20 protein-coding genes are annotated in these 26,460 nt (G+C 39.2%); 19 read left to right on the top strand and 1 reads right to left on the bottom strand.

From position 1 onward, the window contains the following. Nucleotides 1-19: 19 nt before the first annotated feature. The 15 genes from WAA20_RS18110 to WAA20_RS18040 all read left to right on the top strand — a co-directional run bounded on the left by WAA20_RS18110 (nucleotide 20) and on the right by WAA20_RS18040 (nucleotide 20,271). A complete protein-coding gene (locus WAA20_RS18110) occupies nucleotides 20-490 on the top strand; it encodes a GtrA family protein (protein ID WP_073386541.1) in 471 nt (156 codons plus the stop codon). Between the two features lie 4 nt (nucleotides 491-494). Beyond that, a complete protein-coding gene (gene rffA / locus WAA20_RS18105) occupies nucleotides 495-1,640 on the top strand; it encodes a dTDP-4-amino-4,6-dideoxygalactose transaminase (protein WP_073386539.1) in 1,146 nt (381 codons plus the stop codon). Nucleotides 1,641-1,674: 34 nt separating this feature from the next. Next, entirely contained in the window at nucleotides 1,675-3,414 is a 1,740-nt protein-coding gene (locus WAA20_RS18100) for a hypothetical protein (protein ID WP_073386538.1), read from the top strand. 6 nt (nucleotides 3,415-3,420) lie between these two features. Beyond that, the gene (locus WAA20_RS18095) at nucleotides 3,421-4,386 is read left to right on the top strand and encodes a glycosyltransferase family 2 protein (RefSeq protein WP_073386537.1); all 966 of its coding nucleotides are present in this window, start codon (nucleotides 3,421-3,423) and stop codon (nucleotides 4,384-4,386) included. Next, complete coding sequence (locus WAA20_RS18090; protein WP_073386536.1) at nucleotides 4,367-6,001, top strand: DUF6020 family protein; 1,635 nt, start codon at nucleotides 4,367-4,369, stop codon at nucleotides 5,999-6,001. The genes WAA20_RS18095 and WAA20_RS18090 overlap by 20 nt, the downstream gene beginning before the upstream one ends. Before the next feature lie 33 nt (nucleotides 6,002-6,034). After that, the gene (locus WAA20_RS18085) at nucleotides 6,035-7,984 is read left to right on the top strand and encodes a nucleoside-diphosphate sugar epimerase/dehydratase (RefSeq protein WP_073386535.1); all 1,950 of its coding nucleotides are present in this window, start codon (nucleotides 6,035-6,037) and stop codon (nucleotides 7,982-7,984) included. 154 nt (nucleotides 7,985-8,138) lie between these two features. After that, complete coding sequence (locus tag WAA20_RS18080) at nucleotides 8,139-9,428, top strand: DegT/DnrJ/EryC1/StrS family aminotransferase (RefSeq protein WP_073386534.1); 1,290 nt, start codon at nucleotides 8,139-8,141, stop codon at nucleotides 9,426-9,428. Between the two features lie 6 nt (nucleotides 9,429-9,434). After that, nucleotides 9,435-10,055, top strand: a complete 621-nt coding sequence (locus tag WAA20_RS18075; protein ID WP_073386649.1) for a sugar transferase — start codon at nucleotides 9,435-9,437, stop codon at nucleotides 10,053-10,055. A gap of 62 nt (nucleotides 10,056-10,117) precedes the next feature. Next, nucleotides 10,118-11,098 carry an ATP-grasp domain-containing protein gene (locus WAA20_RS18070; RefSeq protein WP_073386533.1) on the top strand — a complete coding sequence of 327 codons (981 nt, stop codon included), beginning with the start codon at nucleotides 10,118-10,120 and terminating at the stop codon, nucleotides 11,096-11,098. A 29-nt stretch (nucleotides 11,099-11,127) separates the two neighbouring features. After that, nucleotides 11,128-11,760: an HAD family hydrolase gene (locus tag WAA20_RS18065; RefSeq protein ID WP_073386532.1), complete on the top strand. Its 633-nt coding sequence runs from the start codon at nucleotides 11,128-11,130 to the stop codon at nucleotides 11,758-11,760. Nucleotides 11,761-11,771: 11 nt separating this feature from the next. Beyond that, complete coding sequence (locus tag WAA20_RS18060) at nucleotides 11,772-12,872, top strand: glycosyltransferase family 4 protein (protein ID WP_073386531.1); 1,101 nt, start codon at nucleotides 11,772-11,774, stop codon at nucleotides 12,870-12,872. A 68-nt stretch (nucleotides 12,873-12,940) separates the two neighbouring features. Continuing rightward, entirely contained in the window at nucleotides 12,941-14,461 is a 1,521-nt protein-coding gene (locus WAA20_RS18055; RefSeq protein ID WP_073386530.1) for a hypothetical protein, read from the top strand. Between the two features lie 50 nt (nucleotides 14,462-14,511). Further along, nucleotides 14,512-15,828 carry a nucleotide sugar dehydrogenase gene (locus WAA20_RS18050; protein WP_073386529.1) on the top strand — a complete coding sequence of 439 codons (1,317 nt, stop codon included), beginning with the start codon at nucleotides 14,512-14,514 and terminating at the stop codon, nucleotides 15,826-15,828. Nucleotides 15,829-15,854: 26 nt separating this feature from the next. Continuing rightward, entirely contained in the window at nucleotides 15,855-17,654 is a 1,800-nt protein-coding gene (locus WAA20_RS18045) for a DUF6020 family protein (protein ID WP_073386528.1), read from the top strand. A 4-nt stretch (nucleotides 17,655-17,658) separates the two neighbouring features. Further along, the gene (locus WAA20_RS18040; protein WP_073386527.1) at nucleotides 17,659-20,271 is read left to right on the top strand and encodes an O-antigen ligase family protein; all 2,613 of its coding nucleotides are present in this window, start codon (nucleotides 17,659-17,661) and stop codon (nucleotides 20,269-20,271) included. Here the strand turns inward: WAA20_RS18040 and WAA20_RS18035 are convergent. Then, nucleotides 20,227-21,753 (bottom strand): hypothetical protein, encoded by a 1,527-nt coding sequence (locus tag WAA20_RS18035; RefSeq protein ID WP_073386526.1) that lies wholly within the window; start codon nucleotides 21,751-21,753, stop codon nucleotides 20,227-20,229. The genes WAA20_RS18040 and WAA20_RS18035 overlap by 45 nt on opposite strands. A 128-nt stretch (nucleotides 21,754-21,881) precedes the next feature. On the opposite strand from WAA20_RS18035, the gene WAA20_RS18030 reads away from it, so the two are divergent. From WAA20_RS18030 to WAA20_RS18015, 4 genes are all read left to right on the top strand, one after another. Beyond that, nucleotides 21,882-22,856 carry an SDR family oxidoreductase gene (locus WAA20_RS18030; RefSeq protein ID WP_073386525.1) on the top strand — a complete coding sequence of 325 codons (975 nt, stop codon included), beginning with the start codon at nucleotides 21,882-21,884 and terminating at the stop codon, nucleotides 22,854-22,856. 74 nt (nucleotides 22,857-22,930) lie between these two features. Further along, a complete protein-coding gene (locus tag WAA20_RS18025; protein ID WP_073386524.1) occupies nucleotides 22,931-23,710 on the top strand; it encodes a DUF2334 domain-containing protein in 780 nt (259 codons plus the stop codon). A gap of 16 nt (nucleotides 23,711-23,726) precedes the next feature. Continuing rightward, nucleotides 23,727-25,172, top strand: a complete 1,446-nt coding sequence (locus tag WAA20_RS18020) for a glycosyltransferase family 1 protein (RefSeq protein WP_073386523.1) — start codon at nucleotides 23,727-23,729, stop codon at nucleotides 25,170-25,172. A gap of 24 nt (nucleotides 25,173-25,196) precedes the next feature. Continuing rightward, nucleotides 25,197-26,399: a glycosyltransferase gene (locus WAA20_RS18015; RefSeq protein WP_073386522.1), complete on the top strand. Its 1,203-nt coding sequence runs from the start codon at nucleotides 25,197-25,199 to the stop codon at nucleotides 26,397-26,399. Nucleotides 26,400-26,460: the final 61 nt, after the last annotated feature.

Here is a 26,460-nt window from a genome sequence, read left to right as displayed (position 1 = left end):
AGGAGTAGTTTTGGAAATTATGGAAGCAACAGAGAAAAAAGATATTTTTGACAGGATCATGGCACTTCCTGTTCTTAATATATTTGAACCCTTTTATAAAAAGTATAAGGAAGCACTATTATATTTGTTTTTTGGAGGATTAGCTTTCTTTTTAAGCATCTTTCTTTATTGGTTTATGTCTGCTGTTATGCATCTTAACGCACTAGTTAATAACACTATAGACTGGATCATATGTGTAGCTTTTCAGTTTTTTACTAACAGAACCTGGGTATTCGATGGCAAAGTTGAAAGCACAGAAGAGTTCTTAAAACAGGCAAAAGATTTTACTTTAGGAAGAGTATTTACACTTGTTGTTGAGAATGCAATAATTTTCATTTTCTTTACAAATCTGGGTTTCAAGGAAATGCCTGTAAAGCTTGTAGCTACCTTCGTAGTTATTGTACTTAATTATGTTATAAGCAAGTTGTTTGTTTTCAAAAAAGGAGAATAAGCTTATGAACGACAATTTTATACCTTTTAACATTCCTCCTTATACAGGTAAAGAAATGGATTACATCCGCGAATGTGTGGATAACCAGAAGATCTGCGGAGATGGTGAATTTACTGCAAGAGACAATGAATGGATTGAGAAGAAGACGGGTGTAACTAAGGCACTTCTTACAACCTCGTGTACACACGCTACAGAGATGGCAGCAATTCTTTGTGATATCAAAGAAGGCGATGAAGTTATCATGCCTTCCTACACATTCGTTTCAACAGCTAACGCATTCGTACTTCGCGGAGCTACAGTAGTATTCGTTGATATCAGACCTGATACAATGAATATTGATGAAAATAAGATAGAAGCTGCTATCACACCTAAGACAAGAGCTATCGTTCCCGTTCACTATGCAGGTGTTGCCTGTGAGATGGACACTATCATGGACATAGCAAAGCGTCACAATCTTGTCGTTATCGAAGATGCAGCTCAGGGCGTTATGGCTTCTTATAAGGGCAAAGCTCTTGGTGCTATCGGAGATTTTGGTAACTACTCATTCCATGAGACCAAGAACTACAGCATGGGTGAAGGCGGAGCACTTCTTCTTCGCGACGAGACATACGTTGATGATGCTATCATCATCCGTGAGAAAGGTACTAACCGTACTCTTTATAAGCTTGGTAAGGTTGATAAGTATTCATGGATCGAGCCAGGATCATCCTTCCTTCCAAGTGATATGAACGCCGCATACCTTTATGCACAGCTCCAGATGGCAGATGAGATCAATGATGCACGTATGGATCACTGGAACAGATATTTTGAAGCGTTAAGACCTCTTGAAGAAAAAGGACTTATCGAGCTTCCTGTAGTACCTGAAGGCTGCGTACACAACGCTCACATGTTCTATATTAAATGTAAGGATCTTGAAGAAAGACAGGGACTTATTGAGTATCTTAAGAGCAACTGCATACTTCCTGCTTCTCATTATGTACCTCTTCATTCTTCAAAGGCAGGCCTTAAATATACAAGATTCCATGGTGAAGATGTATATACAACCAAAGAAAGTAACAGGCTCCTCCGACTTCCTATGTACTACAAACTTCGTAACGATGAGATCGACGAAGTTGTTAACAGAGTAAAGCTTTATTATAAGTTCAGCTGAAAATTTGTTTTTTAGCCAGTGTGGAGGATAAAGGTTGCAAAGCAGTAAAAAGAGGACTCTTTTAAATATATGCATAGCAGCTGGAATCACTGCAGTAATAATGCTGATGATTGCAGCATTATTTGATTACTATTTTGATCTTAATGATGATGTGCTAATGAAGGACCTGCTTAGCGGAAGCTATACAGGGACTCCTGCAGCACATAATATACAGATGCTGTATCCTGTCAGTGCTCTGATAAGTCTTTTATACAGACTTTTTAGAAAAACTAATGTATACGGCATCTTTTTATGCCTTTGCCAATATGCATGCCTGTTTTTGATCCTGCATAGGACCATAAATATAGAAAAAAACAGGATTGCAAAGTTTATAGCGGTTACTGCTCAGGTGCTTATGTATCTTGGATGTCTGACAGGGCATCTGATATATGTCCAGTACACCTTTACAGTAGCTATGATGGCAGGAACAGCAGCTTTTCTTGTAATAACAGGAAGTGGCAGGAGTAACAGGATACTCGTATGTATCATTATATGGCTCTCTTTTCTTGTACGTTCAGAGATGCTTCTATTAATGCTTCCTATTGCCGGCATGGCCTGGGGATACAGATTCATTAGCGATTACAAAGAAGAAAAAAAGAAAGAGATAAGAACCATCTATTTTCGTTGGGCTCTGATTCTTTTTGCAGGACTACTAATATGTAAGGGCATCGATGTACTTGCTTATAGCTCTGACAGATGGACTGAGTTTAGAAATCTGTTTGATTCGCGAACTGAATTATATGACTATCAGACTATCCCGGATTATGAGTCTAACAGGGATTTTTACGAGTCGATTGGTCTTGATGAGACAGAGGTTGAGCTTTTGTTTAACTACAACTTCGGCCTTGATGAAGAGATTGATTCAAAGACCATGTTGCAGGTGGCTGAGTATGCAAAGTCGATAAAAGAAGAGACACCAATGCCGCAGAGGATCAAAGCAGCTTTTTCAAAGTATATTTACAGACTCCATCATTTCGGATTTCAGGAAGGCTTTGAATACCCTCAGACAGATGCGCCATGGAACCTTATCATTCTTATCATGTACCTTAGCATCTGTATTGCTGCAGTATTAAGGAAAAGAGAAGGAATTTTTGAGATAGCTTTTCTTGCAGTGTTATTTATTGTCAGATCACTTCTGTGGATGTACATACTGGTTGGAGAAAGAGATCCTATAAGGATAACACATGGGCTTATGTTCGCTGAGATGGCTCTTTTGCTGGGAATTATGATAAATAATATTTCAAGTAATTCCTGGAAAGTATATGTCAGAGCAGGACTTATAATCGTTTCTGTCATCTCTGCAATATATGTTCCCAATAATATGACTGTATCCCAGCTGGAAGCAGAAGACAGAAAAATGGTTAACGAGCCCTATATCGAGCTGTATAAGTATATTGATGATAAATCAGAAAACTTCTATTGGATAGATGTGTATTCATCAGTGTCATATTCTGAGAAGATGTTTACAGACACAGATAACAGCCTTGATAATTTTGATATACTTGGTGGATGGGCATGTAAGAGCCCTTTGCAGGACGCAAAGCTAAAAGCCTTTGGATTTAAAGATATTCAGTCATCACTTTTATCTGAAAATGTATATCTGGTAGTAAAAAGTGAGTATTCGACTGATTGGCTTATGTCATATTATAATAATAAGGGTGTTGGTATTGAACTGAGCGAAGTTGATACTGTTGCAGATACCTTCAGAATTATAAAAGTTAATGAAAAGAGATAAATTCTAATGAAAAAACTTATCAGCTATGTAATTCCATGTTACAGATCTGAAAATACACTTTCAGGTGTTATAGATGAACTTAATGAAGCCATGGGGAAAATGGCAGATGATTATGATTATGAGATCATCTGTGTAAATGATGGATCTCCCGATGAAACCTGGAAGGTTATCAGAAGACTGTGTAGTCTTAATAAGAACATGACAGGCATCAATTTTGCCAAAAACTTTGGGCAACATGCGGCCCTTATGGCAGGACTTAATAAGACTAAAGGCGATATTGTTGTATGTCTTGATGATGATGGACAGACACCTGCATGTGAAGTGGGTAAGCTTATTCAGGCTATAGAGCAGGGCGCAGATGCTGCCTATGCAAGATATGAACACAAGAAACATTCTGCTTTCAGAAATTTTGGTTCAGCCATGAATGAGTGGATGCTTCATATTATGCTTGAAAAGCCTAATGATCTGTTTGTATCAAGCTATTTTGCAGTTAGAAGATTTGTAGTTGATGAGATGTGCAAATATAAGGGTTCATATCCTTATGTAATAGGTCTTGTACTACGTACTACCAGAAATATAGTTAATGTTGATATTAACCACAGGGCAAGAACTGAAGGCGCAAGCGGTTATAATCTTGTAAAGCTATTAAGACTTTGGATGAACGGATTTACAGCTTTTTCAATTCAGCCTCTTAGGATCGCAACTGTTTCCGGAAGCGTCTTTGCTATAATCGGTTTTATTTATGGTATATATACGATCATTAAGAAAATGGTCCTTGGTGATCAGCTTGATGTACTTCCACTAGGTTTTAGTGCCCTTATGTCAGTAATGGTATTTATGGGCGGAATCCTTATGCTTATGGTGGGTATGGTAGGCGAATATATAGGAAGATCCTACATATCACTTAATAAGGATCCTCAGTATGTTATCCGCGACATAGAAGGAGCAGGAAGTGACCAAAAAGACATTTGATAGAAAAATAATATGGGCCTATTTATATGGCACGCTGCTTTCTTTTTCACTTGTATTTGGTTATCAGCTTGAATCCCAGGATTATCTGACTCTTGGCAAAGTGTCCGATCTGTTGATCTTTGTAGGATTATCGATAGTGTTAGGAACTATTGTTAATTCTTTTTATAAGATGATTGATAAGGGAAATTCAAATACAGATGAGGGTTACAAAGATTCAGGCGTATTAGCTGATTCAGGTATAGAAAAAAGTGAAATAGCATATTTCCTGAAGATATGGCTTATCCTTTTTCTTATGCAATTGCCAGTGCTTATAGCTGATTATCCCGGATTCTTTTGCTATGATGCAGCAGATGAGCTCAATCAGATCCTTACAAGAGAGTTTTCAAACCATCATCCTCTGATCCATGTCCTTTTACTTGGCACAACGATTGCCTTTGGACATAAAGTGACCGGCTCATGGAACGTGGGAATATGCACGTATATAGTCATTCAGTCGATTATAATGACTGCCATATTCGCATATCTGATCACATTTATAAAAAGATGCGGAGTCAAAAAAGTATTTAGAATCATATCCGTACTATTTATGGGAATGTTCCCGACAATAGTAATGTATACTTTATGCTCCACCAAAGATGGCCTGTTCTCAGCATTTTTACTACTTTTTGTGATAAAACTGTTGCAACTGTCAGGTGATCCGGAAGCATTCTTTAAGAATAAAAGAGACACATCTGTGATGATGCTTTCGGCTGTTATGGTATGTCTGTTCAGACATAACGGCTTTTATGCATATCTTGTTTTTATTCCGATCGCACTGATCATTTTTAGGAAGTATTGGAAAAAGATGATGATACTTCTTTTGCTTCCTGCGATCATAAGTATGATACTGGATAGTGGAATGACACTGGTCTTTGATGCAGACAGTGGTGAACATCAGGAAATGCTTACTGTTTCAATTACACAGCTGGCAAGAACATGGAACAGCAGTCCGGAAGCTTTTTCTGAGGAAGACAAAGAAGTATTATTTTCATATATTCCGGAAAGAGCGCTTTATGCCTATGAACCAAGGGTTTCGGACTATATGAAATCATTTTTCAATAATGATACATATGATAAAGATGCAGCTTCTTATTGGAAATTATGGTTTAAGATGCTTAAGGGGCATCCGGTTACTTATGTGAATGCCTGGTTTTTGACAAGTTATGGATACTGGTATCCTTTTGCTGTGTTTAATTCATACAAGGGACATCAGCTCTATAATATTACTTATGATGAAAGCAGCTATTTTGAATATGAAGTCGAACCTCCGGGAGAGAGAGTTGTCCTGATAAAATGGATCGACAGCTTATATTACAAAATGTCGCTTACTCCGTTCCAGCAAGTAACACCAATAGTTTCGCTACTTTTTGCACCGGCCTTTTATTTTTGGGTATGGGCATTTATACTAGTATATGCACTTCGAAACCATAAACTCAGAGCTATCATGCCGCTTATCCCGGTTATGCTCGTATGGCTGACGGTTCTTCTTGGACCTGTTTATGTTGTGAGATATGTGATAATCCTGTGGTATATTGTTCCGCTTATGCCGGTTATTTATAGCAGGATCAGAAAATAACAGTTTATAGACTTATGCAGAGGTTACCTATAAATGGGAGATAAAAAGATAAAGACAGGCTTTAATAAAGCGAAATTTTATAGACGCCTTGTGCTTATAATCTACGATATTATAAGCATTGTAGCTACCAGCTATCTGGCAGTTTTAGTCAGGTACGATTTTCATATATCAAGCGTACCTGATCATTTCCTGACTCCTATTAATGAGTTCCTTGCTATAAACATCATTATCACTATCTTTATATTTGCTGCCTTCAGGTTGTACGACAGCTTATGGGCATTTGCAGGCGAGATGGAGCTTCAGAATCTTGTGGTATCCTGTACTATCTCTGGTGTTGTTAATGCGATCGGACTTCAGTTTTTCAAGATTGAAAAGCAGCCTGTTCCACAGAGTTATTATTTCCTGTATACATTCCTGCTTGTAATATTTATTTTTGTAAGCAGATTTTCATACAGATTCTTAAGAACTCAGAAGCATAAGCATGAAAAGAGTCAGGACGTATCTTCTGTTATGGTTATAGGTGCAGGAGAAGCTGCCAACGTTATCATCAAAGAGATCGTTAATAGCCTTTACCTTACTATGCAGGTTAAGTGTATTGTGGACGATGATCCCAATAAATGGGGAAGATATATTCAGGGAGTTCGAGTTGTTGGCGGAAGAGACAAGATAAAGGAATGCGCTGATCTTTTTGAGATCGATCAGATCATACTTGCAATTCCTTCTGCTCCAAGAAAAGAGATAAGTAAGATCCTTGAGATATGTAAAGAGACTAACTGTGAACTTAAGACTCTCCCCGGCGTATACCAGCTTGTTAACGGAGATGTCAATGTATCAAGACTTCACAATGTTGAGATCGAAGATCTCCTCGGAAGAGATCCTGTTACAGTAGATATAGATTCTATCCTTGGTTATGTAAAAGGTAAGGTTGTATGCGTAACTGGAGGCGGCGGATCAATTGGAAGTGAGCTTTGCAGACAGATCGCAGGTCATAGTCCCAAGCAGCTTATCATTGTTGATATATATGAGAACAACGCATACGATATTCAGCAGGAGCTTAAGAATAAGTATCCTGAACTTGATCTTCAGGTATTAATAGCATCAGTTCGTAATACTAACAGAGTTAACTGGATATTCGAGCACTACAGACCTCAGATCGTGTACCATGCAGCGGCTCATAAGCATGTGCCTCTTATGGAGGACAGCCCTAACGAAGCTATCAAGAACAACGTATTTGGTACCTTCAAGACAGCTATGGCGGCAGCCCAGAATGGTTGCGAGAAGTTCGTAATGATATCAACAGATAAAGCTGTTAACCCTACTAACATCATGGGTGCCAGCAAGCGTATCTGTGAGATGATCATTCAGACCTTCAACAAACATTATGATACAGAATTTGTAGCAGTAAGATTTGGTAACGTACTTGGATCAAACGGAAGTGTTATCCCTCTTTTCAAAAAGCAGATAGCAGCCGGTGGTCCTGTAACAGTTACGGACCCTAACATCATCAGATACTTTATGACCATTCCTGAAGCTGTATCACTCGTTCTTCAGGCGGGTGCTTATGCCAAGGGCGGAGAGATATTCGTCCTTGATATGGGAGAACCTGTAAGGATCCTGGATCTTGCTGAGAACCTTATTAAGCTTTCCGGCTTTAAAGTTGGCGAAGATATCAAGATCGAGTTCACAGGCCTTCGTCCTGGTGAAAAGCTCTATGAAGAGCTTCTTATGGATGAAGAAGGGCTTAAGGATACAGAGAACAAGATGATTCATATAGGTAAACCTATTGATGTTGATGAGAGCAGATTCTTTGAGGATCTTGAAAAGCTCAATCATGCATCCAAATCTGAATCATCAAATATCAGACAGATAGTACAGGAGATAGTTACAACATATCATCCTAATATCAACGACGCAGAGCAGCATTCTGCTGAGCACGTAAGAGAACTTCAGAGAGTTGCGGCCAAGATTAATGCGACGGATTGAGATTAGTTGTTAAAGCGGGGGCGGCCTGATAGGATGAATAATCCAAAAGCTTGCCTTACACTTCGTACGGTCTGCGCTTTTGGATTATTCATCCTATCAGGCCTATACGGCAAACTTTAAGAACGATAAGTAATACGTTGAAGAGGATATGAAAATGGAAAAAAACTTTAATGGCATAGAACCGTTTGAAAAGAAGATTTGGCTTTCGTCTCCTACAATGCACGGTGAAGAGCTTGATTATATCAAAGAAGCATTTGATACCAACTGGCTTTCTACAGTAGGTAAGAACATAAATGAGTGCGAGCGTATGGTTGCTGAGTATGTTGGCTGTAAGTATGCTGTAGCACTTAGTGCTGGAACAGCAGCGCTTCACCTGTGTGTAAAGCTTGCAGGTGAGAAGATATATGGAATGGCTAAGCCTAATGAGGGTACACTTAGAGGTCACAAGGTCTTTTGTTCAGATATGACTTTTGATGCTACAGTTAATCCTGTGGCATATGAAGACGGCGAGGCAGTATTTATCGATACTGAGCGAGATACCTGGAACATGGATCCGGTAGCTTTGGAGAAAGCATTTGAGATATATCCAGAAGTTAAGCTTGTTGTGATAGCTCACCTTTACGGAACACCTGGCAAGATCGATGAGATACGTGCAATATGCGATAAGCATGGAGCACTCATCATAGAAGATGCTGCTGAATCGCTTGGTGCAACATATAAGGGTGTTCAGACAGGAAACTTTGGTAATTATAATGCAATCTCTTTTAACGGTAATAAGATAATCACAGGCTCTTCAGGCGGTATGTTCCTTACAGATAGTAGAGAAGACTGTGACAAGGCTCGTAAGTGGTCTACTCAGAGCAGGGAAGATGCGCCATGGTATCAGCATGAGGAAGTTGGATATAACTACCGCATGAGTAATATAATAGCTGGTATTGTTAGAGGTCAGATGCTTCACCTTGATGAGCATATTGCTCAGAAGAAAGCTATCTATGAGCGTTACAAGGAAGGCTTAAAGGGACTTCCTGTAACAATGAATCCTTATGATGAGGAAAAATCCGAGCCTAACTTCTGGCTTAGTTGCATGCTTATAGATAAGGATGCTATGTGCAGACAGGTCAGAGGTGAGCGCGACGTTCTTTATATAAGTGAAGAAGGTAAGTCCTGTCCTACAGAGATTCTTGAAGCGATCTCCAAGTTTAATGCAGAAGGCCGCCCCATCTGGAAGCCTATGCACATGCAGCCTATATATAGAAACAGTCCTTTTGTAACGGCAAAGGGCAATGGACGAGCTGTAACTAATGCATATATTGACGAGGGAGAAGCTCTTGATGTTGGTATGGATATCTTTGAGCGTGGCCTTTGTCTTCCTTCAGATAACAAGATGACACCTGATCAGCAGGATGTGATCATAGAGATTATCAGGAGATGTTTTGATAAGTAAATGAGTATGAAAAAAAATTCATTCTATTCCAAGTATGTAAAAAGATTTCTGGATATATTGATCTCTCTTATGGTCATTGTACTTCTTTGCTGGCTGTACGCTATTCTTGCGCTGCTTGTAAGAACAAAGCTGGGATCTCCTGTTCTTTTTAAACAGGACCGTCCAGGATATAAAGGCAAGGTATTTAAGCTGTACAAGTTCAGGACTATGACAGATGAAAAGGATGCGAATGGTAACCTTCTTCCTGATGAGATAAGACTTACTAAATTCGGAAAATGGCTTAGATCAACAAGTCTTGATGAAATACCTGAATTTTTGAACATCCTTAAAGGCGATATGAGTTTTATTGGCCCCAGACCACTCCTTGTTCAGTACCTGCCATTGTATTCTCCTGAACAGGCAAGACGTCATGATGTAAGACCGGGGCTTACAGGATACGCACAGGCTCACGGACGTAACGCAATAAGTTGGGCCAAAAAGTTTGAGCTTGATGTCTGGTATGTAGATAATATAAGCTTTGGAACAGATGTGAAGATAATAATCGATACGATCAAAACCGTTGTCAAAAAAGAAGGCATAAGCAGTGCTACATCTGCAACAATGGAGCCTTTTAACGGGCATAACTGATCATATTTTTGTGCACATAAATACTGTTGGATTATTAAATTGATTTTTTAGGAGAACACCTTATGAAAATAATGTTTACTTCTGTAGGACGCCGTGTAGAGCTTATGCAGGCGTTCAGAAGTGCAGCAGACAGACTATCAGCAGATGTTACTATAATTGGAGCAGATCTTGTTACAGATGCACCTGCTCTTTATTTTTGTGATGAACATCTGCAGGTTGTAAGAATTAGTGATCCGTTGTATATTCCAAATCTTATTAAGTACTGTTCTGAGAATAAGGTTGACTGCCTCATTCCGACGATAGATACAGATCTGAACCTTCTTGCCATGAATAAAGAGAAGTTTGAAGAAGTTGGAACAAAGGTTTTAATAAGTGGATTTGATAAAGTTAAGCTTTGCAGAGATAAGAACTTTACAGCAGATTATTTTATCTCACTTGGACTTAAGTCGCCAAAGCCTGTAAATAGCGTAGAAAAGTTTGAAGAAGCAGTTGCACAGGGCAAGGCTTCTTTTCCTGCATTTATAAAACCCAAGGATGGAAGCTCATCTATCGATGCTTATAAAGTTAATAATATAGAGGATCTTAAAGTATATGCCCAGAAAATAGGCGATTACATAATCCAGCCCTTTATAAGTGGCAGAGAATATACAATTGATATATTTGGAGATTATGAAGGAAATCCTGTATTTATCACACCTAGAGAAAGACTTGCAGTAAGATCCGGAGAAGTCTTAAAGACAAGGATCACGCAGGATAACAAGATGATCGAAGAGATGAAGGTTCTCTGTGCTGATTATAAACCCTGCGGACAGATCACCGTTCAGCTCATTCGTGAAGAGTCAACAGGAGATGACTACTACATAGAGATAAATCCAAGGTTTGGCGGCGGTGCACCACTTTCTATAAAGGCAGGAGCTGATAGCGCAGAAGCGGTTATCAGAATGCTTATGGGACAAAGCCTTAGTTATCAGGAGGGTGCTGCAAGAGACGGCGCTATATACAGCAGATTCGATCAGAGCATCTGTATTAATCCCGAACAGTAACGTTGAACATTACAGGTACGAAATAAAAGATGATAACGATAAAACGCATTCTGGAAGCAAAAAATTATATAGACGATTTTGATGGAATTATCTTTGACCTTGATGATACCCTCTATGGAGAAAAGCAGTATGTACGAAGCGGATATAAAGAGGTAGCTAAGGTAATTCCTCAGGTAGACAGGGCTTATGATAAGCTATACGAAGCATTTTTAAGACATGAGAATGCGATCGATGTTGTCCTTGCATCAGCTGGAATTGCTTCTGAAGAAGTAAAGTCATTATGCCTTGAAAGATATCGTTATCAGGAACCTGATATAAGCCTCTATGACGGCGTTGCAGAGTTGCTTGATACTATCAGAAAGTCCGGTAAAAAGATTGGTATCATAACCGACGGAAGACCGGAAGGGCAGAGAGCCAAGATAAGAGCTCTTGGCCTTGAAAAAAAGGTCGACCACATCATTATCACAGATGAACTTGGCGGAACGCAGTTCAGAAAACCGTGTCCTGAGGCATTTAAAAAGATGCGTGAGCTTATGGATTTGCCATATGAAAAACTTGTGTACATAGGTGATAATATGCGTAAGGATTTTATAGCTCCCCAGGAACTTGGGATGGGAGCTATACATTTCAACAATGTTGATGGATTATATTATTCTTTATGAAGGGCAATGTAATGTCTAAAGTTTTATTTTTGGCTAATAATTCTACAGGCCTTTATGCTTTTAGAAATGAGCTTTTACTTTCTTTGAAAGATGAAGGCTATGATGTAGTTGTAAGTATTCCCGATGATGAACACAGAGAGGATATTGAAAAAGAGGGAATAAGAGTCGTACATACTGATCTTGACAGGAGAGGAATGAATCCTGCCAAAGATCTTAAACTTATAAAAAAATATAAGAAGCTTTTAAAAGCGGAGAAACCTGATGTGGTCCTGACATATACCATAAAGCCTAATGTCTATGGCGGGTATGTATGCGGACGATCAGGTATTCCTTTTATAAGCACTATTACAGGACTTGGAAGTGCCTTTGAAAAAGGCGGAATGGTTCAGAAGCTTGTAACTTTCATGTACAAAGCTTCTATGAAAAAATGTTCCTGTCTCTTTTTCCAAAATGCAGAAAATAAAGCCTTATTTGAAAAGCTTGGAATTACAGGAAAAAAGACAGCTCTGGTAGGCGGTTCAGGAGTAAACCTTGATTATCATAAAAAAGCTGATTTAAATGAACATGGAGATGAGATTAGGTTCCTTTATGTTGGCAGGCTTATGAAAGAAAAAGGAATAGAAGAATATTTATATGCCGCACAGAAAATGAAGCAGGAATATGGCGACAGAGTTTCTTTTTCTACTCTTGGATATGATGATGATTCTTATGCTGATAGGATGAAAAGCGCGCAGGAAGAAGGCATTGTAACGGCGATCCCTTTCCACAAGGATGTTCGTCCTTTCTATGCGGAATGTGATGTACTGGTACAGCCTTCCTATCATGAAGGTATGTCCAATGTTATCATGGAAGCTGCATCAGCAGGCAGACCTGTTCTGTGTTCAGATATAAGCGGATGTAGGGAACTTGTTGATGATGAAAAGACCGGTTTTGTATTTAAACCGTGTGATGGGCAGGCTTTATATGAAGCCATGACTAAATTTATGAACCTGTCAAAAGAGGAAAAGTTAAGACTAGGAGATGCCGGCCGTATCAAGATGGAGAAGGAATTTGACAGACGTATCATAGTTAGGGCATATGTTAATGAAATCAAACATATTCTGGCAAGATAATTAATTCTTGAATCTTCGATTCAAAAATATACATATGTGCAAATGTGAGGCTGATCAAAGGAGAAATAATGTTCAGTAAAAAAAACAGCACAGGAGCAGCTAAATTTAAGCTTGTATCTCTTGTTTTACTTATTATATTTTATGTGGGAGTAGCTCTTATTGATGGACCTGTATGGTGCGTGGATACTTACAGTTATGCCACCATGGATTTTTGCAGAGAGCCCGTTTATCCCTTGTTTTTATTATTATTTCGTCATTTGTTTGAAATGCTGCATATAACAGCTACCCCATATGGCCTTCCGGCTTATCTGACTCTGGCAGTGATCGTTCAGAGCCTTTTGTGGGTTTTTGCAGCGTATTATCTTGGATCATATATTCTTGATGTTACAAGTTCTCTTGGGAGTAAAAAATCTTTCTTTTTATCTGCAATAGCAATGCTGTTACAGGTAGGTGTTGCAGGAATCAACCGTTTTGTTGCAAACCGTGGTTCCATGTATTCAGAAAGCCTTATGACAGAGGCTCTGGCAATGCCGCTGTATGTGATATTTACGATAGAGCTTATTAAGAGTATTGAGAATTATGATCGCAGATCCCTCTTTAAACTCTTTGTTTTAGGTGTCCTTATCTGTAGCATCAGAAAGCAGATGCTCATAGTGCTTATCACATGGGGATTTGCATCTTTTGTTTATCACCTTCTGGTAAAAAAGAGCCGCGACATAAGAAAATTTATTCTTACTTGCGTATTACTGATCCTTGCTTATGCATCCATTATTTTCCTGGACAATGGATATCAGTATCTGGTTCGTGGCGTTTTTGCAACTCATATTGGGAACAGTAAGGGCGGCCTTGATACTATGATGTATACGGCAAGTCGGGAGGATGCAGATATATTTGCAGATGCTGATCCTGAAAAGTATCCGGAGATAGATGATCTGTACATCGAGATTTATAATGTCTGTCAGGATCAGGGACTTACGATAGATTTTGCACCGGGTTATGAACTTAAGGATAAGTCAACTGTATTTAATTCTGACTGGACGGCTATGGTAGATCATTATGCCGAGTGTTATGACGTGATCGGATTTGATGTTGTAAGACCTGCTCTGGAAACATATGTTGAGCATTATTTTCCGGATCTTGATAATATCCATTCCCAGATAAAGCAGGATGAGGTTGAAGCCTTTCTTTTTAAAACGCTTCTTAAAGATAAGATAAGTAAAGTGTTTAATGGAACTGATAAAGGTGCAGTCTATGTTCTTACTGCTAATGTTCTGAAGGCTTTTGTTATCTCGAATGCAAATATGTCACCAAAAGTACTGATAAAGATTTCGGCGATCATATACGCAGCTTTCCTGTTGGTATTTATCATTGCCTTACTTAAAAAGAATGCTCCTTGCCGCGATCTTACCTTGCGCCTTATGCTTATAGTAATGGCTGGAATTGTCATAAACAGCCTTGTTACAGGTGCTTTGATTTTCCCGCAGCCGCGTTATATGTGCTATGGCATGGGACTTTTCTATCTGGCATTTTTGTTAGGTATAGTTGGAGATTTTTTACATTTGAGTTATAATGTTCACGGTCATAAGTAAAAAAATAATTCATCATAATATATTTATAATGAATCTTGGAGGTTTAAATCATGGATTTATATGAAAAACTCCTTTCAGGAGAAGAAAAACTTTCTCTTGTAGGACTTGGATATGTAGGTATGCCTATTGCTGTAGCATACGCTAAGAAGATCAAGGTAGTCGGATATGACTTCAATGCAGCTAAGGTTGATCTTTATAAAAAGGGAATTGACCCTACAAGAGAAGTTGGTAACGATGCTATCAAGGAGACAACTGTAGAGTTCACAGCTGATCCTGAAAAATTAAAAGAGTGTAAGTTCCACATCGTTGCTGTTCCTACTCCTGTTAATGATGATCATACACCAGACCTTACTCCTGTAGAGAGCGCAAGCCATACACTTGGTAAGCACCTTACAAAGGGCTCTATCGTAGTATACGAGTCAACAGTATATCCCGGAGTTACAGAAGATGTATGTGTACCGATCCTTGAAGAAGAGTCCGGACTTAAGTGCGGAGTAGACTTTAAGGTTGGTTATTCTCCGGAGCGTATAAATCCAGGTGATAAGGTTCACAGACTTGAGACTATCACTAAGATCGTATCTGGTATGGATGAAGAAACACTTGACGTGGTTGCTAAGGTTTACAGCCTTGTTGCTCTTGCAGGTGTATATAAAGCTGAGAACATCAAGACAGCAGAAGCTGCTAAGGTTATCGAGAACTCACAGCGTGATATCAACATCGCATTCATGAACGAGCTTTCCATGATCTTCAACCGTATGGGAATTGATACTCAGGCAGTACTTAAGGCAGCAGGAACCAAGTGGAACTTCCTTAACTTCCAGCCTGGCCTTGTAGGCGGACACTGCATCGGTGTAGATCCTTACTACCTTACATACAAGGCAGAGGAACTTGGCTATCACTCACAGATCATCCTTTCAGGCCGTCGTATCAATGATGATATGGGTAAGTATATTGCAGAGAGCTGCGTTAAGAAGCTTATAGCTAACGATGTTCCTGTAAAGAGTGCAAGAGTTGCGATCCTCGGATTTACCTTCAAGGAGAACTGCCCTGATACACGTAACACCAAGGTTATCGATATTTACAAGGAGCTTGGAGAGTACGGAATCACACCTGTAGTAGTTGATCCTCAGGCAGATGCTGATGAAGCAAAGCGCCTTTACGGTATAGATTTTGATTCTATGGATGCAGTTAAGGATATGGATGCAGTAATAGTAGCTGTTGCACATGAAGACTTCACTTCATTCTCAGCTAAGGACATCGCAGCATTCTTTGATCCTAAACACAGTACAAAGGTATTCCTTGATATCAAGGGAATTTTTGATAAAAAAGATTTCACAAAGCCAGAGTTTGATTACTGGAGACTGTAATTATATGCTTGGGAGAAGCCAGATAGATGACTAATAAAAAAAGATGGGCTGATTTGATCTTAGTTATACAGGCATTTGTGACCATATGGAGTTTCGAGTGTCTTGGGATGTTTGGAGCATCTAATATTATCTGGCTTATCCTCTTAGTAGCTATAATTCTTTTATACAGATTTAGTTCAGGATATACAGCCGGATTGAATACTAAGACAGCACTAGTAACAGCGGCTGTATTTAGTGGATTATATTCTTTTTATAACATGACAGGTATAACAAAGCAGTACGATAACCTTTTATTTAAGGCTATCGTACTGTTTGTTGTGTTTACGGGTATTTTTATTCTTTTTTATCATGGACTCAGGATTGTTTATAAATGGTATCTGAGCGGACAGGCTCTGGATTTTTTTAAAGCTTCAGATACTCCGTTATCTAAGGGAATAATATCCAGAGTGTTTTTAGTATCATTTATTTTATGCATGCTTTTCTGGCTTCCGGGATACCTGTATGAATTTCCGGGGATCATAACACCGGACAGTATCAACCAGATAGAACAGGTTTTGTCTCTTGCTCCTTTGTCCAATCATCATCCGCTTGCACATACTTTTCTGATAGGGCTATGTCTTCGCCCTGCATATGCCATTACCGGAGATTTAAATATTGCCATAGGTTTTTATACCTTTGTCCAGATGGTGCTTATGGCTTTGATAGTCTCATATAGCGTTAACACCTTAAAGCTTATTGGCCTGAAGCTAAGATGGGCATATCTGTCTCTGGCTTTTTATACCCTTATTCCCTTCCAGTGGGTATATATGGTTACAGTATGGAAAGATGTTCTTTTTGCAGGATTTATAATGCTGTTTGTAGCAACGTTTATAAGAGTATTGCTTCCTGGCATTGAAAAAATAAAGATTTCAGATCTTATTCTTCACTTTATTGCCTGCGTGGGGACGGCTCTTTTTAGAAGTAATGGCTTATATGCCTTTTTCCTTATGATACCTTTCCTGTGTATATGGGGATTCAAGGCATTTAAGTATAGAAAGCGCATGATATATACCTGGGGACTGTCGCTTGCAGTTATACTTATCATAAGATTCCCGGTTATGGGCGCATTTGGAGTCATTCAGGCAGACTTTGTAGAATCTCTCTCTATTCCCATACAGCTTTTTTGCAGAGTTCTTGTTGAAGACAAGGACCTTGGCATGGAAGATACCATGATGGTGGATAAGGTCATAGACACCACCTATATTCATGAATTGTATGCTCCCGACTTTGCTGATAACATGAAAGAACTTTTCAGAGCAGGAGATACTGATTATCTGGAAGAACATATCTTTGAGTATGCAGCGCTTTGGATAAGGACAGGATTTAAGTATCCGGGCCTGTATATTGATGAATATAAAAACATGACCTATGGCTACTGGTATCCGGATAATCCGTCAGGAGAAGGCTCTTATACTGTGGCTGATAACGATGGCGTATGTAACAACGCCCTGGGAATAGAACGAAAATGGCTTATGGGCGGAGCCCTTGCCAGACTGTGGCTGAAGATAAGAGAAATAGGTACCAAGCTTGGCACTATGCTTCCTGTATATAGTGTATTATTCTGTATGGGGGCAGCCTTTTTTATCGAATGTATATCTATTGGAATAGTATTGTCCAGAAAGCATAAAGGAAAGATACTTCCATTATTGCTGCCGCTGTTTGCAGTATGTACAGTACTTATAGCTACACCTGTAGCTGCTGACTTTAGATATACATATTTTCTGACTATGCTGTTGCCGACGATCATCATATATCCGGCATTTACAGACTATAAATTAACGGAGTGATTTCATGAACAAAAAGATCAGTACAATCAAAGGAATAAAAGCAGTAATTTTGATCATCTCACTACTTCTTATCATCTCCATATTTCCGCTTCGTATGTGGACCAGTATCAAGGAAGAAACAGGAGGCGGAGAAATTGTTGGATACACAGAAAACGTTGATTCCACTCATGATGCGATCCAGGATTTCATAGCGCAATATGACAGGCTTGATTCAATATCCGTATTTGTTAATGAGCTTGTTGGCGGACGCTACATGCGCGTTGCATTTTGGGATTATGAAAAGTGGGTCGTAATGTATCAGGATCTCATTGACCTTGGAGAAGAGACCCTTCCCGGTTATGTTGAAATTCCTATGGGAATAGACCTTGAAGTTGGAAAGACCTACAGGATTTTCATAACAGTACAGAATGCTTCATTTACTGTTGGAACTGAAAACATTACAGAAAACGCCAATGCAGCAATAGGCACATTTTACTATAACGATTCGACTTTTGATGGATATCATCTTGCTGCTAAATACAACTATGAGCTTCCCATATCTAAGAGTAAGAGCTTTGTATACATGGGCATTGTAGCAGCCATATGTATCGTTCTTTTGATAGCTGCGGAATTTATCGGAAGGAAAAAAAGCTTCGGCGATATAACCGTGCACAGCCTTGTAAAGTATACGCTTAACCCTGTTGTTACTGCAGGTTATGCGGTTTTAGCTTTCATGGTATTCCCCATGAAGCTTTTTGATGACAGGATCACGGATATCCTGTTCTATGAAGCAGGTCTGTTGATTTCATATCTTATCTTGCTTTATGCTATCAATCACAAACGAAGAGATAACAGAGAAGAAGTTTTCACATCCTTTGGATCTGTTTACGATAATATCAGGCATTATGGACAGATGATCCTTATAGCCATGGCAATCTGGTACGGATGTGATTATATGAATGGCCTTGCCAACATATTCCATACGATATCTGAAAGACAGATGGCTGTATGCCTGCTTGGAGTTATAATACTTACATTTTCTGCCAAAGAACTCCTCAATGTATATAATGCAGTAGCAGTAGTAATAGGAGCTATAGCAGGATTCATCTATTACAATGGCAATAAGCTGCCTGAAACTGAAAAAGAATATGACCTTCATAACCTTATACTGACTCTGCTTATTGTTATATTGATAGAATGCCTGATTCTTCTTCTGAATCTGATAAGGCTCTTGTGGCTTAGGATAAGAAACAAATCAGAATGGAAGAACAAAAAGCTCACCTTATCCTGGTATGCAGTGATAGTGATCGCATTCTTTGCCCTGATCATCATATTCAGATTTGCCCGTTTATGGGGAGTAGCCCTTGCAGCAATATATTCAGGGTTATATTTTAGATATTATGTATCAGGCGATCCTAAGAAGATGCTTAAGGTTCTGTCAGGTGGCCTGTCATTTAATATCATATATACCATTGGATATTGCCTGTATTGCAGATATTTCTATGGCTTTATCATGGGAAGATATTCCATGCAGTTCCATACAGTTACTGTAACAGCGGAGTACCTTACTATAATGCTGTGTGCAACCGGCGCACTACTCATCGGTAAGATGATCAAAGCTCAGGATGAAGAAGGTTTTTTTGATAAGCTGTCTGTTATCTGGAAGGAAGCTGTGCTCTTTGGATTTGTTACGGCATATATGTTCTTTTCAGCATCCAGAACTGGTTTCCTTGCAATAATTATCACGATGTTTGTGATGCTGGTCATAGCTGCAATAACTCAGAAGAAAAAGATACTTAGTTTTATAAGTTTTGTAGTGATCTGCATCCTGGCAGTAGTGATCACCTTTGCACCTGCATTTACACTTCAGAGGATTGTACCTGTTATGATAGGACATCCCTATTTCATCGAGATAGAAGATGCTGTTCCTGATGTACGAGGCTCTAAGGACTGGGATGATTACAGTTACATGTCCATAGAACGTTTTATCTCTGTGTTTAGTGAAAAGATGTTTAGCACAGATGGAATAGATTATGACTACTCCGAAGATAAGATGAACTACGATGAAAATGGAAATCCGTTATATGATGCAGATGGAAATCTTATTGTAAGTTCACAGCAAAGTACTGATGATCAGACTTTAGAAACAGAAGATGCTGAATATGTTGAAGCAGAGAGTACTGAAGCAGACGCTGTCGTTGAAGAAATATCTGAAGCTGAGGTTGCTGCATCTGATAATCCTGAAGAAGCAAGCGGTATCGAAGAATACAGTAATGGAAGATTTGATATCTGGAAAGCTTATTTAAGCAGCCTTAATATGACAGGTCATGAGACTATGTCTGCAGTTGCAGAAAATGGAGAAAATCTCATCCATGCCCATAATTCATATATTCAGATTGCATTTGATCACGGTATTCCAACAGGAATAGTATTTTTCCTGATGATCGTATGCGGAATAATTCTTGCGATAGTACGTTATTTAAAAAGCAGGAATGAAATATTATCACTCCTGCCCTTTGCAATAATATCCGGTTTTGCGATAGCTGCTCTTACAGAATGGACCTTCCAGCTGTGCAATCCTATGACGATCGCATTAATGCTGACCCTTCCTTCTCTCATGTTCAGAGATAAGAAGTGAATAACCCATTGCAGCGTAAGGAAAAAGAATAACGTAATAAACAATTGTATATTGGGCTTTGGCTTCCCAGAAAAGATGGAACAGAAAGCCTCCTATAAGTATCATGGCGAATATCATATTCTGCCATGATATTTTTTTGTTCCCAAGTAATATGTACAGAAAAGATCCAAAATAGATGATGAACATAACAACTGACATTATGGATTCGATCAGCATATTGAGTTCGCCATAGTACAGGTTGTAGATAACAGGCGATTCACCTATATAATTTCCATGTCTGCCACTATTCCATAATGATTGAAAATCAGGATTGAGCCACATGGAATTAAGCTTTTCTGCAAAAAAGGAAAAAGCATATGAAGGTGAAGATGTGAATTTGTTAAGTGAGTCGGATATTTGTTCGATAGCGAATTCTTCTGCAACTTTAGGATCGCATCCAAGCTCTATATATTTGTCCCAGGTATATCCATTGAACCAGCCATTAGCAAGTTCATCATTTTCAGAAAGTCCCATAGCTACGGCCAGAGCTGTAGGCTGACCATAGTAGCCTATATTTGTATATTGCCCCTGACATGCCCATTCATAATATTTAAAGACAGCCTTGTGAGAGACAGAAAATGAAATGATAACTAAAGGGATGAAGATAAGAAGTTTCCATCTCTTTGAACCAAGAAAACATCCTGTCACAAGGATACACATAGCGATAATGATGATAAGATTGTTATTTCTGACAAGTGCACCAAAGGTGATAAAAAAGGTGGCGGCTAATATATTGAGAATAGTATGCTCCTCTTTCTTACAAGCCTTCATCAGGAAATATAAAGCTGTAATTGCAAGACTGTGTCCGATTACTGTTCCGTATACAAATGAAACAAATAAAAGAAGTGGTATATCAAAAAATTCGAGTAAAAGAAAAAGGTTGATACTGAATTTGTCCTCAGTCATCATGCAAACGATCTTGTATAAGAAAAACTGTATATTGCAGATTAGAAAAGCATTAATAAGCTGCCATACGAAAGCAGTTGTGTTTCCAAATAAAAGGAAGAATGGCTGATACAAAAGAGCAAGTCCAAGCTGGAAGGGGTACATACCCATATAACCATCTACATTAAAAGTAGAAAAGTCGCCACCCAGCATCTGCTGAGCAGCCTTGAAAACCTGTCCCTGATCGCTTCCTTCATGTACATTGGCGATGATGATCCAGCAGGTAGTAAATACATAGGTATAAGCGATGAGAATTTTTGAAAGTTTAGCTGAATTTAAGGAAGTTATTTTATCTTTTAACTTGTAGATGGCTACAATAAAGATAATGAATGCAGCAATAAGGAGGTACCATAAGGTATGGACGAACTCAGTCTTTTCCGATACCTGGGATACTTCCAGCTTTGCATTGATAAAAAGAGAACCTAGTGAAAGGTATAATAATATCGGGATTGCAAATATTAGAACAATGATCTTAAAAACATTTAATGTCTGCTTCATGCATGACCTCCGGGAACTGAATATAGAATCTTTGCTTCAATATTCTATCATATTTTTGTTAATATTAATGAAAAGTGCTATTATGAATTAGCGTATGCGTAAAAATAAAATTATTTAAGAGGTATGTTATGAGTTACGAACAGTTAACCTTCCCAGAGGGAAGTACATTTCTTGTTACCGGTGGTGCGGGCTTTATCGGATGTAATATCACTGAAGCTCTTCTTAAGAAGGGTTGCAAGGTACGTGTACTTGATAACCTCTCAACAGGACATATAGAGAATATAAATCCATTTATGGATGATCCTAACTTCACATTTATAAAGGATGATATCAGAGACCTTGAGGCATGTATGAGAGCAACAGACGGCGTTGACTATGTATGTCATGAAGCCGCATGGGGCTCTGTTCCACGTTCTATCGAGATGCCACTTCTTTATGAAGACATCAACATCAGAGGAACACTTAACATGATGGAAGCATCACGTCAGAACGGCGTTAAGAGATTTGCATATGCATGCTCATCATCTGTATATGGCGATTCTACAGTACTTCCAAAGAGAGAAGATCAGGAAGGTAATCCTCTTTCTCCATATGCTCTTACCAAGCAGACCAATGAGAAGTATGGAATGCTTTATAAGAAGCTTTACGGACTTAACACATACGGATTGTCATACTTCAATGTATTCGGACGTCATCAGGATCCTAACGGCGCTTATGCAGCTGTTATCCCTAAGTTCATCAAGCAGCTCCTTAATGGTGAAAGACCTACCATCAATGGCGACGGAAGACAGAGCCGTGACTTTACATATATCGACAATGTAATCGAAGGTAACCTTCGTGCCTGCCTTGCTCCTGAAGATGCAGCAGGTGAGATGTACAATATCGGTGCAGGCGGAAGAGAGTATCTTATTGATGTATATAACAACATCTGTGAAGCTCTCGGAGTAGATGTAGAGCCTATATTTGGACCTGCCCGTGCAGGCGATATCCGTGATTCCAACGCAGATATCTCTAAGGCAAGACAGAAGCTTGGCTACGATCCTTCTTACGATTTTGCTAAAGGTATTAAACTTGCAATCGAGTGGTATAAAGAGAATCTGTAATGACATATGAGATTGCAAAGCAATCCATTTATAACTCGTAAGTTCACGAGTTTAACTAAAACACGAGGTTTGTAATGAAGATCGCCATCAGACTTGATGACATTACTCCGGACATGAACTGGAGCAATTTTGAACGCTTTAAAAGTCTACTTGATAAATATAATATTAAAGCCCTCCTTGGCATAGTTCCGGAGAATCGTGACCCCAAGCTTATGATCAATCTTCCAAGAAAAGATTTCTGGGAGTATATAGGTGATCTGCAAAAAGAAGGCTGGACACTTGCTATGCATGGCTTTCACCATGTGTACACAACTCATAACGGAGGCCTTCTTCCACTTAACAGAAATTCTGAGTTTGCAGGACTTTCTTTTAACCGTCAGGACAGGATGATCAGAAGCGGTAAAATGTTACTTGAAAAGAATGGTATTACCACTGATATTTTCATGGCTCCGTCTCATTCATATGATATGAATACGTTAAGAGCCCTTAAAAAGAACGGCTTTACAGGTATCACTGACGGATTTGGAAAAGGTCCCTATATGTGGGAAGATATAGTATTCTACCCAATCTCTTTTAAAAAGAGCAGTTCCCTTAAGTCTAAAAAAGAGGGATGTGTTACATTTGTAGTACATACCAATACTATGACAGACAAGGATTTTGAAGCTTACGAGAAGCTCTTTTCAAGCAGAAGAGATGATATAGTATCTTATAGCGAGCTGCTGAAAATAAGACCGGTTGTAGCCGGTAAGTACCACCATGCTATGGAAAAACGCATGGCTGACACCAAGTATTTTCTTCGCGAAGGTCTCAGACTTGGCAAGAATTTAAGAAAAAAGCTTAAGAAAAGAAGTTGAAAACAGGAGTAAGTAGATGCCGCAGGATTTTGATATAAACAGCATACCGATTAGAACCAAAGAGCCGATCAGGGTCCTGCATGTTTTTGGCCGTATAGGTCTTGGCGGTGCAGAAAGCCGTATCATGGACCTGTACAGGAACATTGATAAGACCAAAGTCCAGTTCGACTTCCTTGTTCACTGCGATACTCCGCTTCCGGCCGGAGTAAAGTATTCATCAGAAGAACTTATGAAAGTTCGTAAGCCCGACTACTTTGATGAAGAGATCAAGAGACTTGGCGGGAATATATATGCGGTTCCAAGACTTAACAGGAAAAACATACTTAGTTACAAGGGCTATATAGAAAGCTTTTTTAAAGCTAACCGCGGCAAGTGGAACGTGGTTCAGGGACATATGACCAGTACTGCAGCTATCTATCTTCCAATCGCCAAAAAGTACGGAGCAGGAGTTACAGCTTCTCACGTACGAAGCGGCGGAACAGACCCTGGACTTAAAGGAAAGCTTACAGAATTTTTAAGAAGACCCTTTAAAAAAGAGGGAACCTGCGACTACTATCTGTCATGTACAGAAGCAGCCGCAAGACATGTCTACGGTGATGAACTTGTAGATGCAGGTAAGGTTCATATCATACCTAACGCTATCAATGTAGATAAATTCGCTTATAATGAAGAGACAAGAGATAAGATAAGGACTGAGCTTGGAATATCCAATGCAATAGTCATAGGACACGTTGGAAGATTTCATTATGCAAAGAATCATGAGTTTCTCATAAGAGTTTTTGCAGAAGTTGTTAATCTTATAAGAGAAGATGATAAGGGCAGATATACTCTTATATACGGCCTTCCGCTTCGCCTGATGCTTCTTGGAGAAGGCCCTCTTATGGCTGATGCCCAAAAACTCGTACATGAACTTGGTATGGATTCAAGGGTTCTTTTCCTTGGGAATAAGTCCAATGTAAGTGACTATTATCAGGCCATGGACTATTTCTGCTTCCCTTCAAGATACGAGGGACTTCCCGGAACAGTCGTGGAAGCACAGGCAGCAGGACTTCAGTGCCTTGTCTCCGATTCGATCACAACGGAAGTTGATATAACAAGGCTTGTAAGCCGCATGTCAATTGAACTTGATCCAAGAAAGTGGGCTGAGAAGATTTTAAATGATCTTGTTCCAAGGCAGGATGTATATGCTCACGAAGTTCCGGATGAGCGTTTTGATAATGCGTTTGACAGAATATATGACAAGGATCAGGGATATGGTAAAATCTCTGAGGCTATGGGCAATGTGCTTTTAGATCTTCCTGAGGAGCATCCTTATGACAGGACGCATACAACTGCTTTTCTTGCACAGGCTATCAAGAAAGCGGGATTTGATGTGCGTACTCAGGCGGTGATGATGACCTACTTCTATGAACATGGATCATTTAGGGATGATTCCGGCAGAAAACTTAGAGAAGTACCGTAGCCAGAAGAAAAGGAAAAACACAAAATGAAAAAACTAATGTTGATCACCCCTATGCTCCATCAGGGCGGATTCGAACGCGTATGCGTAACAACTGCCAGACTGATGCAGGAATATTATGATGTTACGATCCTTATCTTTTCCGATAAGGACATCAATTATGATATTACAGGGCTTAATGTTGTTAATATAGATGTTCCCAGCAAAAAGAGCAAAGTCGCTAAAGTTATAAACCTTTTAAAACGTATAGTTAAGACCAGAAAGGTCAAAAAAGAGCTTGGCATAGATATTAGCTACAGCTTTGGTTCATCTGCCAATTATGTTAACGTGCTTTCAAGAAGACAGGAGAAGGTCCTGACGGGACTCCGCTGTTCTACAGATATGGAAGCACCAGATCAGGTAAGACTTTTTTGTAAAAAGGCCGATCAGGTTCTTTCCTGCTCCAAAGAGATCATGAGACAGCTTAAGCGTGATTTTAACTACGACAGAAGCAGTTATATCTATAATCCTCTTGAAGTAGATATGATAAATAAGAAAGCTAAAGAGCTCGTAGAAGATCTGCCCTTTGGTCTTGATCAGAAAAGGAATGATGATCTAAAGCTTATCGTTTCTGTTGGAAGACAGGATTATATCAAGGGCTTCTGGCATCTTATCAAAGCATTTTCTATAGTGGAAAAAGAGAACAAGAATGCAAGACTTATGATAATAGGAACCGGAAACTGGTCAGGCTATGAGAAGCTTGCAAGTGACCTTGGAGTGAGTGATAAAGTGGCATTTATGGGACTTAAAAAGAATACCTTCCCATATGTTGCAGCATCTGATCTTTACGTTCTTCCTTCCAATCATGAAGGCTTTCCCAATGCGCTTTTGGAAGCTATGGCTCTTGCAAAGCCCTGCGTTGCAGCTGATTGTAAGACAGGCCCTAGAGAGATCCTTTTGTCAGAAGAAAGTTACAATGACCTTATTACAAGAATCCCTGACGGCAGCTCTACAGATTCTGTTATAGAGGGCGAGTTTGGCGTTATCGTTCCTGATATGAGCGAGAAGGTTGATCTTGATGCTTCTAACATAGAAAAAGGTGAGAGAATCCTTGCAGGAGAGATCCTTAAAATGCTTGCTGACGAAAACAGACTTTCTGATTATGGAAAAAGAGCCTTTGAAAGAGCTCAGGGCTATAAGCCACTTAAATACCGCGAGGAACTCGCCGGCATTTTACAAAGGTTCTGCTGAGGTAGCATTATTTAGTAAAACATAGTAAAATAATATGGCAAATTGCGCCCAAAAGAGGATA

This window comes from Butyrivibrio fibrisolvens (assembly GCF_037113525.1).
GTDB classification, from domain to species: Bacteria; Bacillota; Clostridia; order Lachnospirales; family Lachnospiraceae; genus Butyrivibrio; species Butyrivibrio fibrisolvens.
This window is presented reverse-complemented; position numbering and strand designations above follow the sequence as displayed.

Coding starts and splice junctions, on each gene's coding strand:
- WAA20_RS18040 (WP_073386527.1), top strand. CDS start 17,659: ATGAACAAAAAGATCAGTACAATCAAAGGAATAAAAGCAGTAATTTTG.
- WAA20_RS18065 (WP_073386532.1), top strand. CDS start 11,128: ATGATAACGATAAAACGCATTCTGGAAGCAAAAAATTATATAGACGAT.
- WAA20_RS18050 (WP_073386529.1), top strand. CDS start 14,512: ATGGATTTATATGAAAAACTCCTTTCAGGAGAAGAAAAACTTTCTCTT.
- WAA20_RS18095 (WP_073386537.1), top strand. CDS start 3,421: ATGAAAAAACTTATCAGCTATGTAATTCCATGTTACAGATCTGAAAAT.
- WAA20_RS18030 (WP_073386525.1), top strand. CDS start 21,882: ATGAGTTACGAACAGTTAACCTTCCCAGAGGGAAGTACATTTCTTGTT.
- rffA (WP_073386539.1), top strand. CDS start 495: ATGAACGACAATTTTATACCTTTTAACATTCCTCCTTATACAGGTAAA.
- WAA20_RS18070 (WP_073386533.1), top strand. CDS start 10,118: ATGAAAATAATGTTTACTTCTGTAGGACGCCGTGTAGAGCTTATGCAG.
- WAA20_RS18025 (WP_073386524.1), top strand. CDS start 22,931: ATGAAGATCGCCATCAGACTTGATGACATTACTCCGGACATGAACTGG.
- WAA20_RS18015 (WP_073386522.1), top strand. CDS start 25,197: ATGAAAAAACTAATGTTGATCACCCCTATGCTCCATCAGGGCGGATTC.
- WAA20_RS18060 (WP_073386531.1), top strand. CDS start 11,772: ATGTCTAAAGTTTTATTTTTGGCTAATAATTCTACAGGCCTTTATGCT.
- WAA20_RS18020 (WP_073386523.1), top strand. CDS start 23,727: ATGCCGCAGGATTTTGATATAAACAGCATACCGATTAGAACCAAAGAG.
- WAA20_RS18075 (WP_073386649.1), top strand. CDS start 9,435: ATGAAAAAAAATTCATTCTATTCCAAGTATGTAAAAAGATTTCTGGAT.
- WAA20_RS18080 (WP_073386534.1), top strand. CDS start 8,139: ATGGAAAAAAACTTTAATGGCATAGAACCGTTTGAAAAGAAGATTTGG.
- WAA20_RS18085 (WP_073386535.1), top strand. CDS start 6,035: ATGGGAGATAAAAAGATAAAGACAGGCTTTAATAAAGCGAAATTTTAT.
- WAA20_RS18055 (WP_073386530.1), top strand. CDS start 12,941: ATGTTCAGTAAAAAAAACAGCACAGGAGCAGCTAAATTTAAGCTTGTA.
- WAA20_RS18045 (WP_073386528.1), top strand. CDS start 15,855: ATGACTAATAAAAAAAGATGGGCTGATTTGATCTTAGTTATACAGGCA.
- WAA20_RS18110 (WP_073386541.1), top strand. CDS start 20: ATGGAAGCAACAGAGAAAAAAGATATTTTTGACAGGATCATGGCACTT.
- WAA20_RS18035 (WP_073386526.1), bottom strand. CDS start 21,753: ATGAAGCAGACATTAAATGTTTTTAAGATCATTGTTCTAATATTTGCA.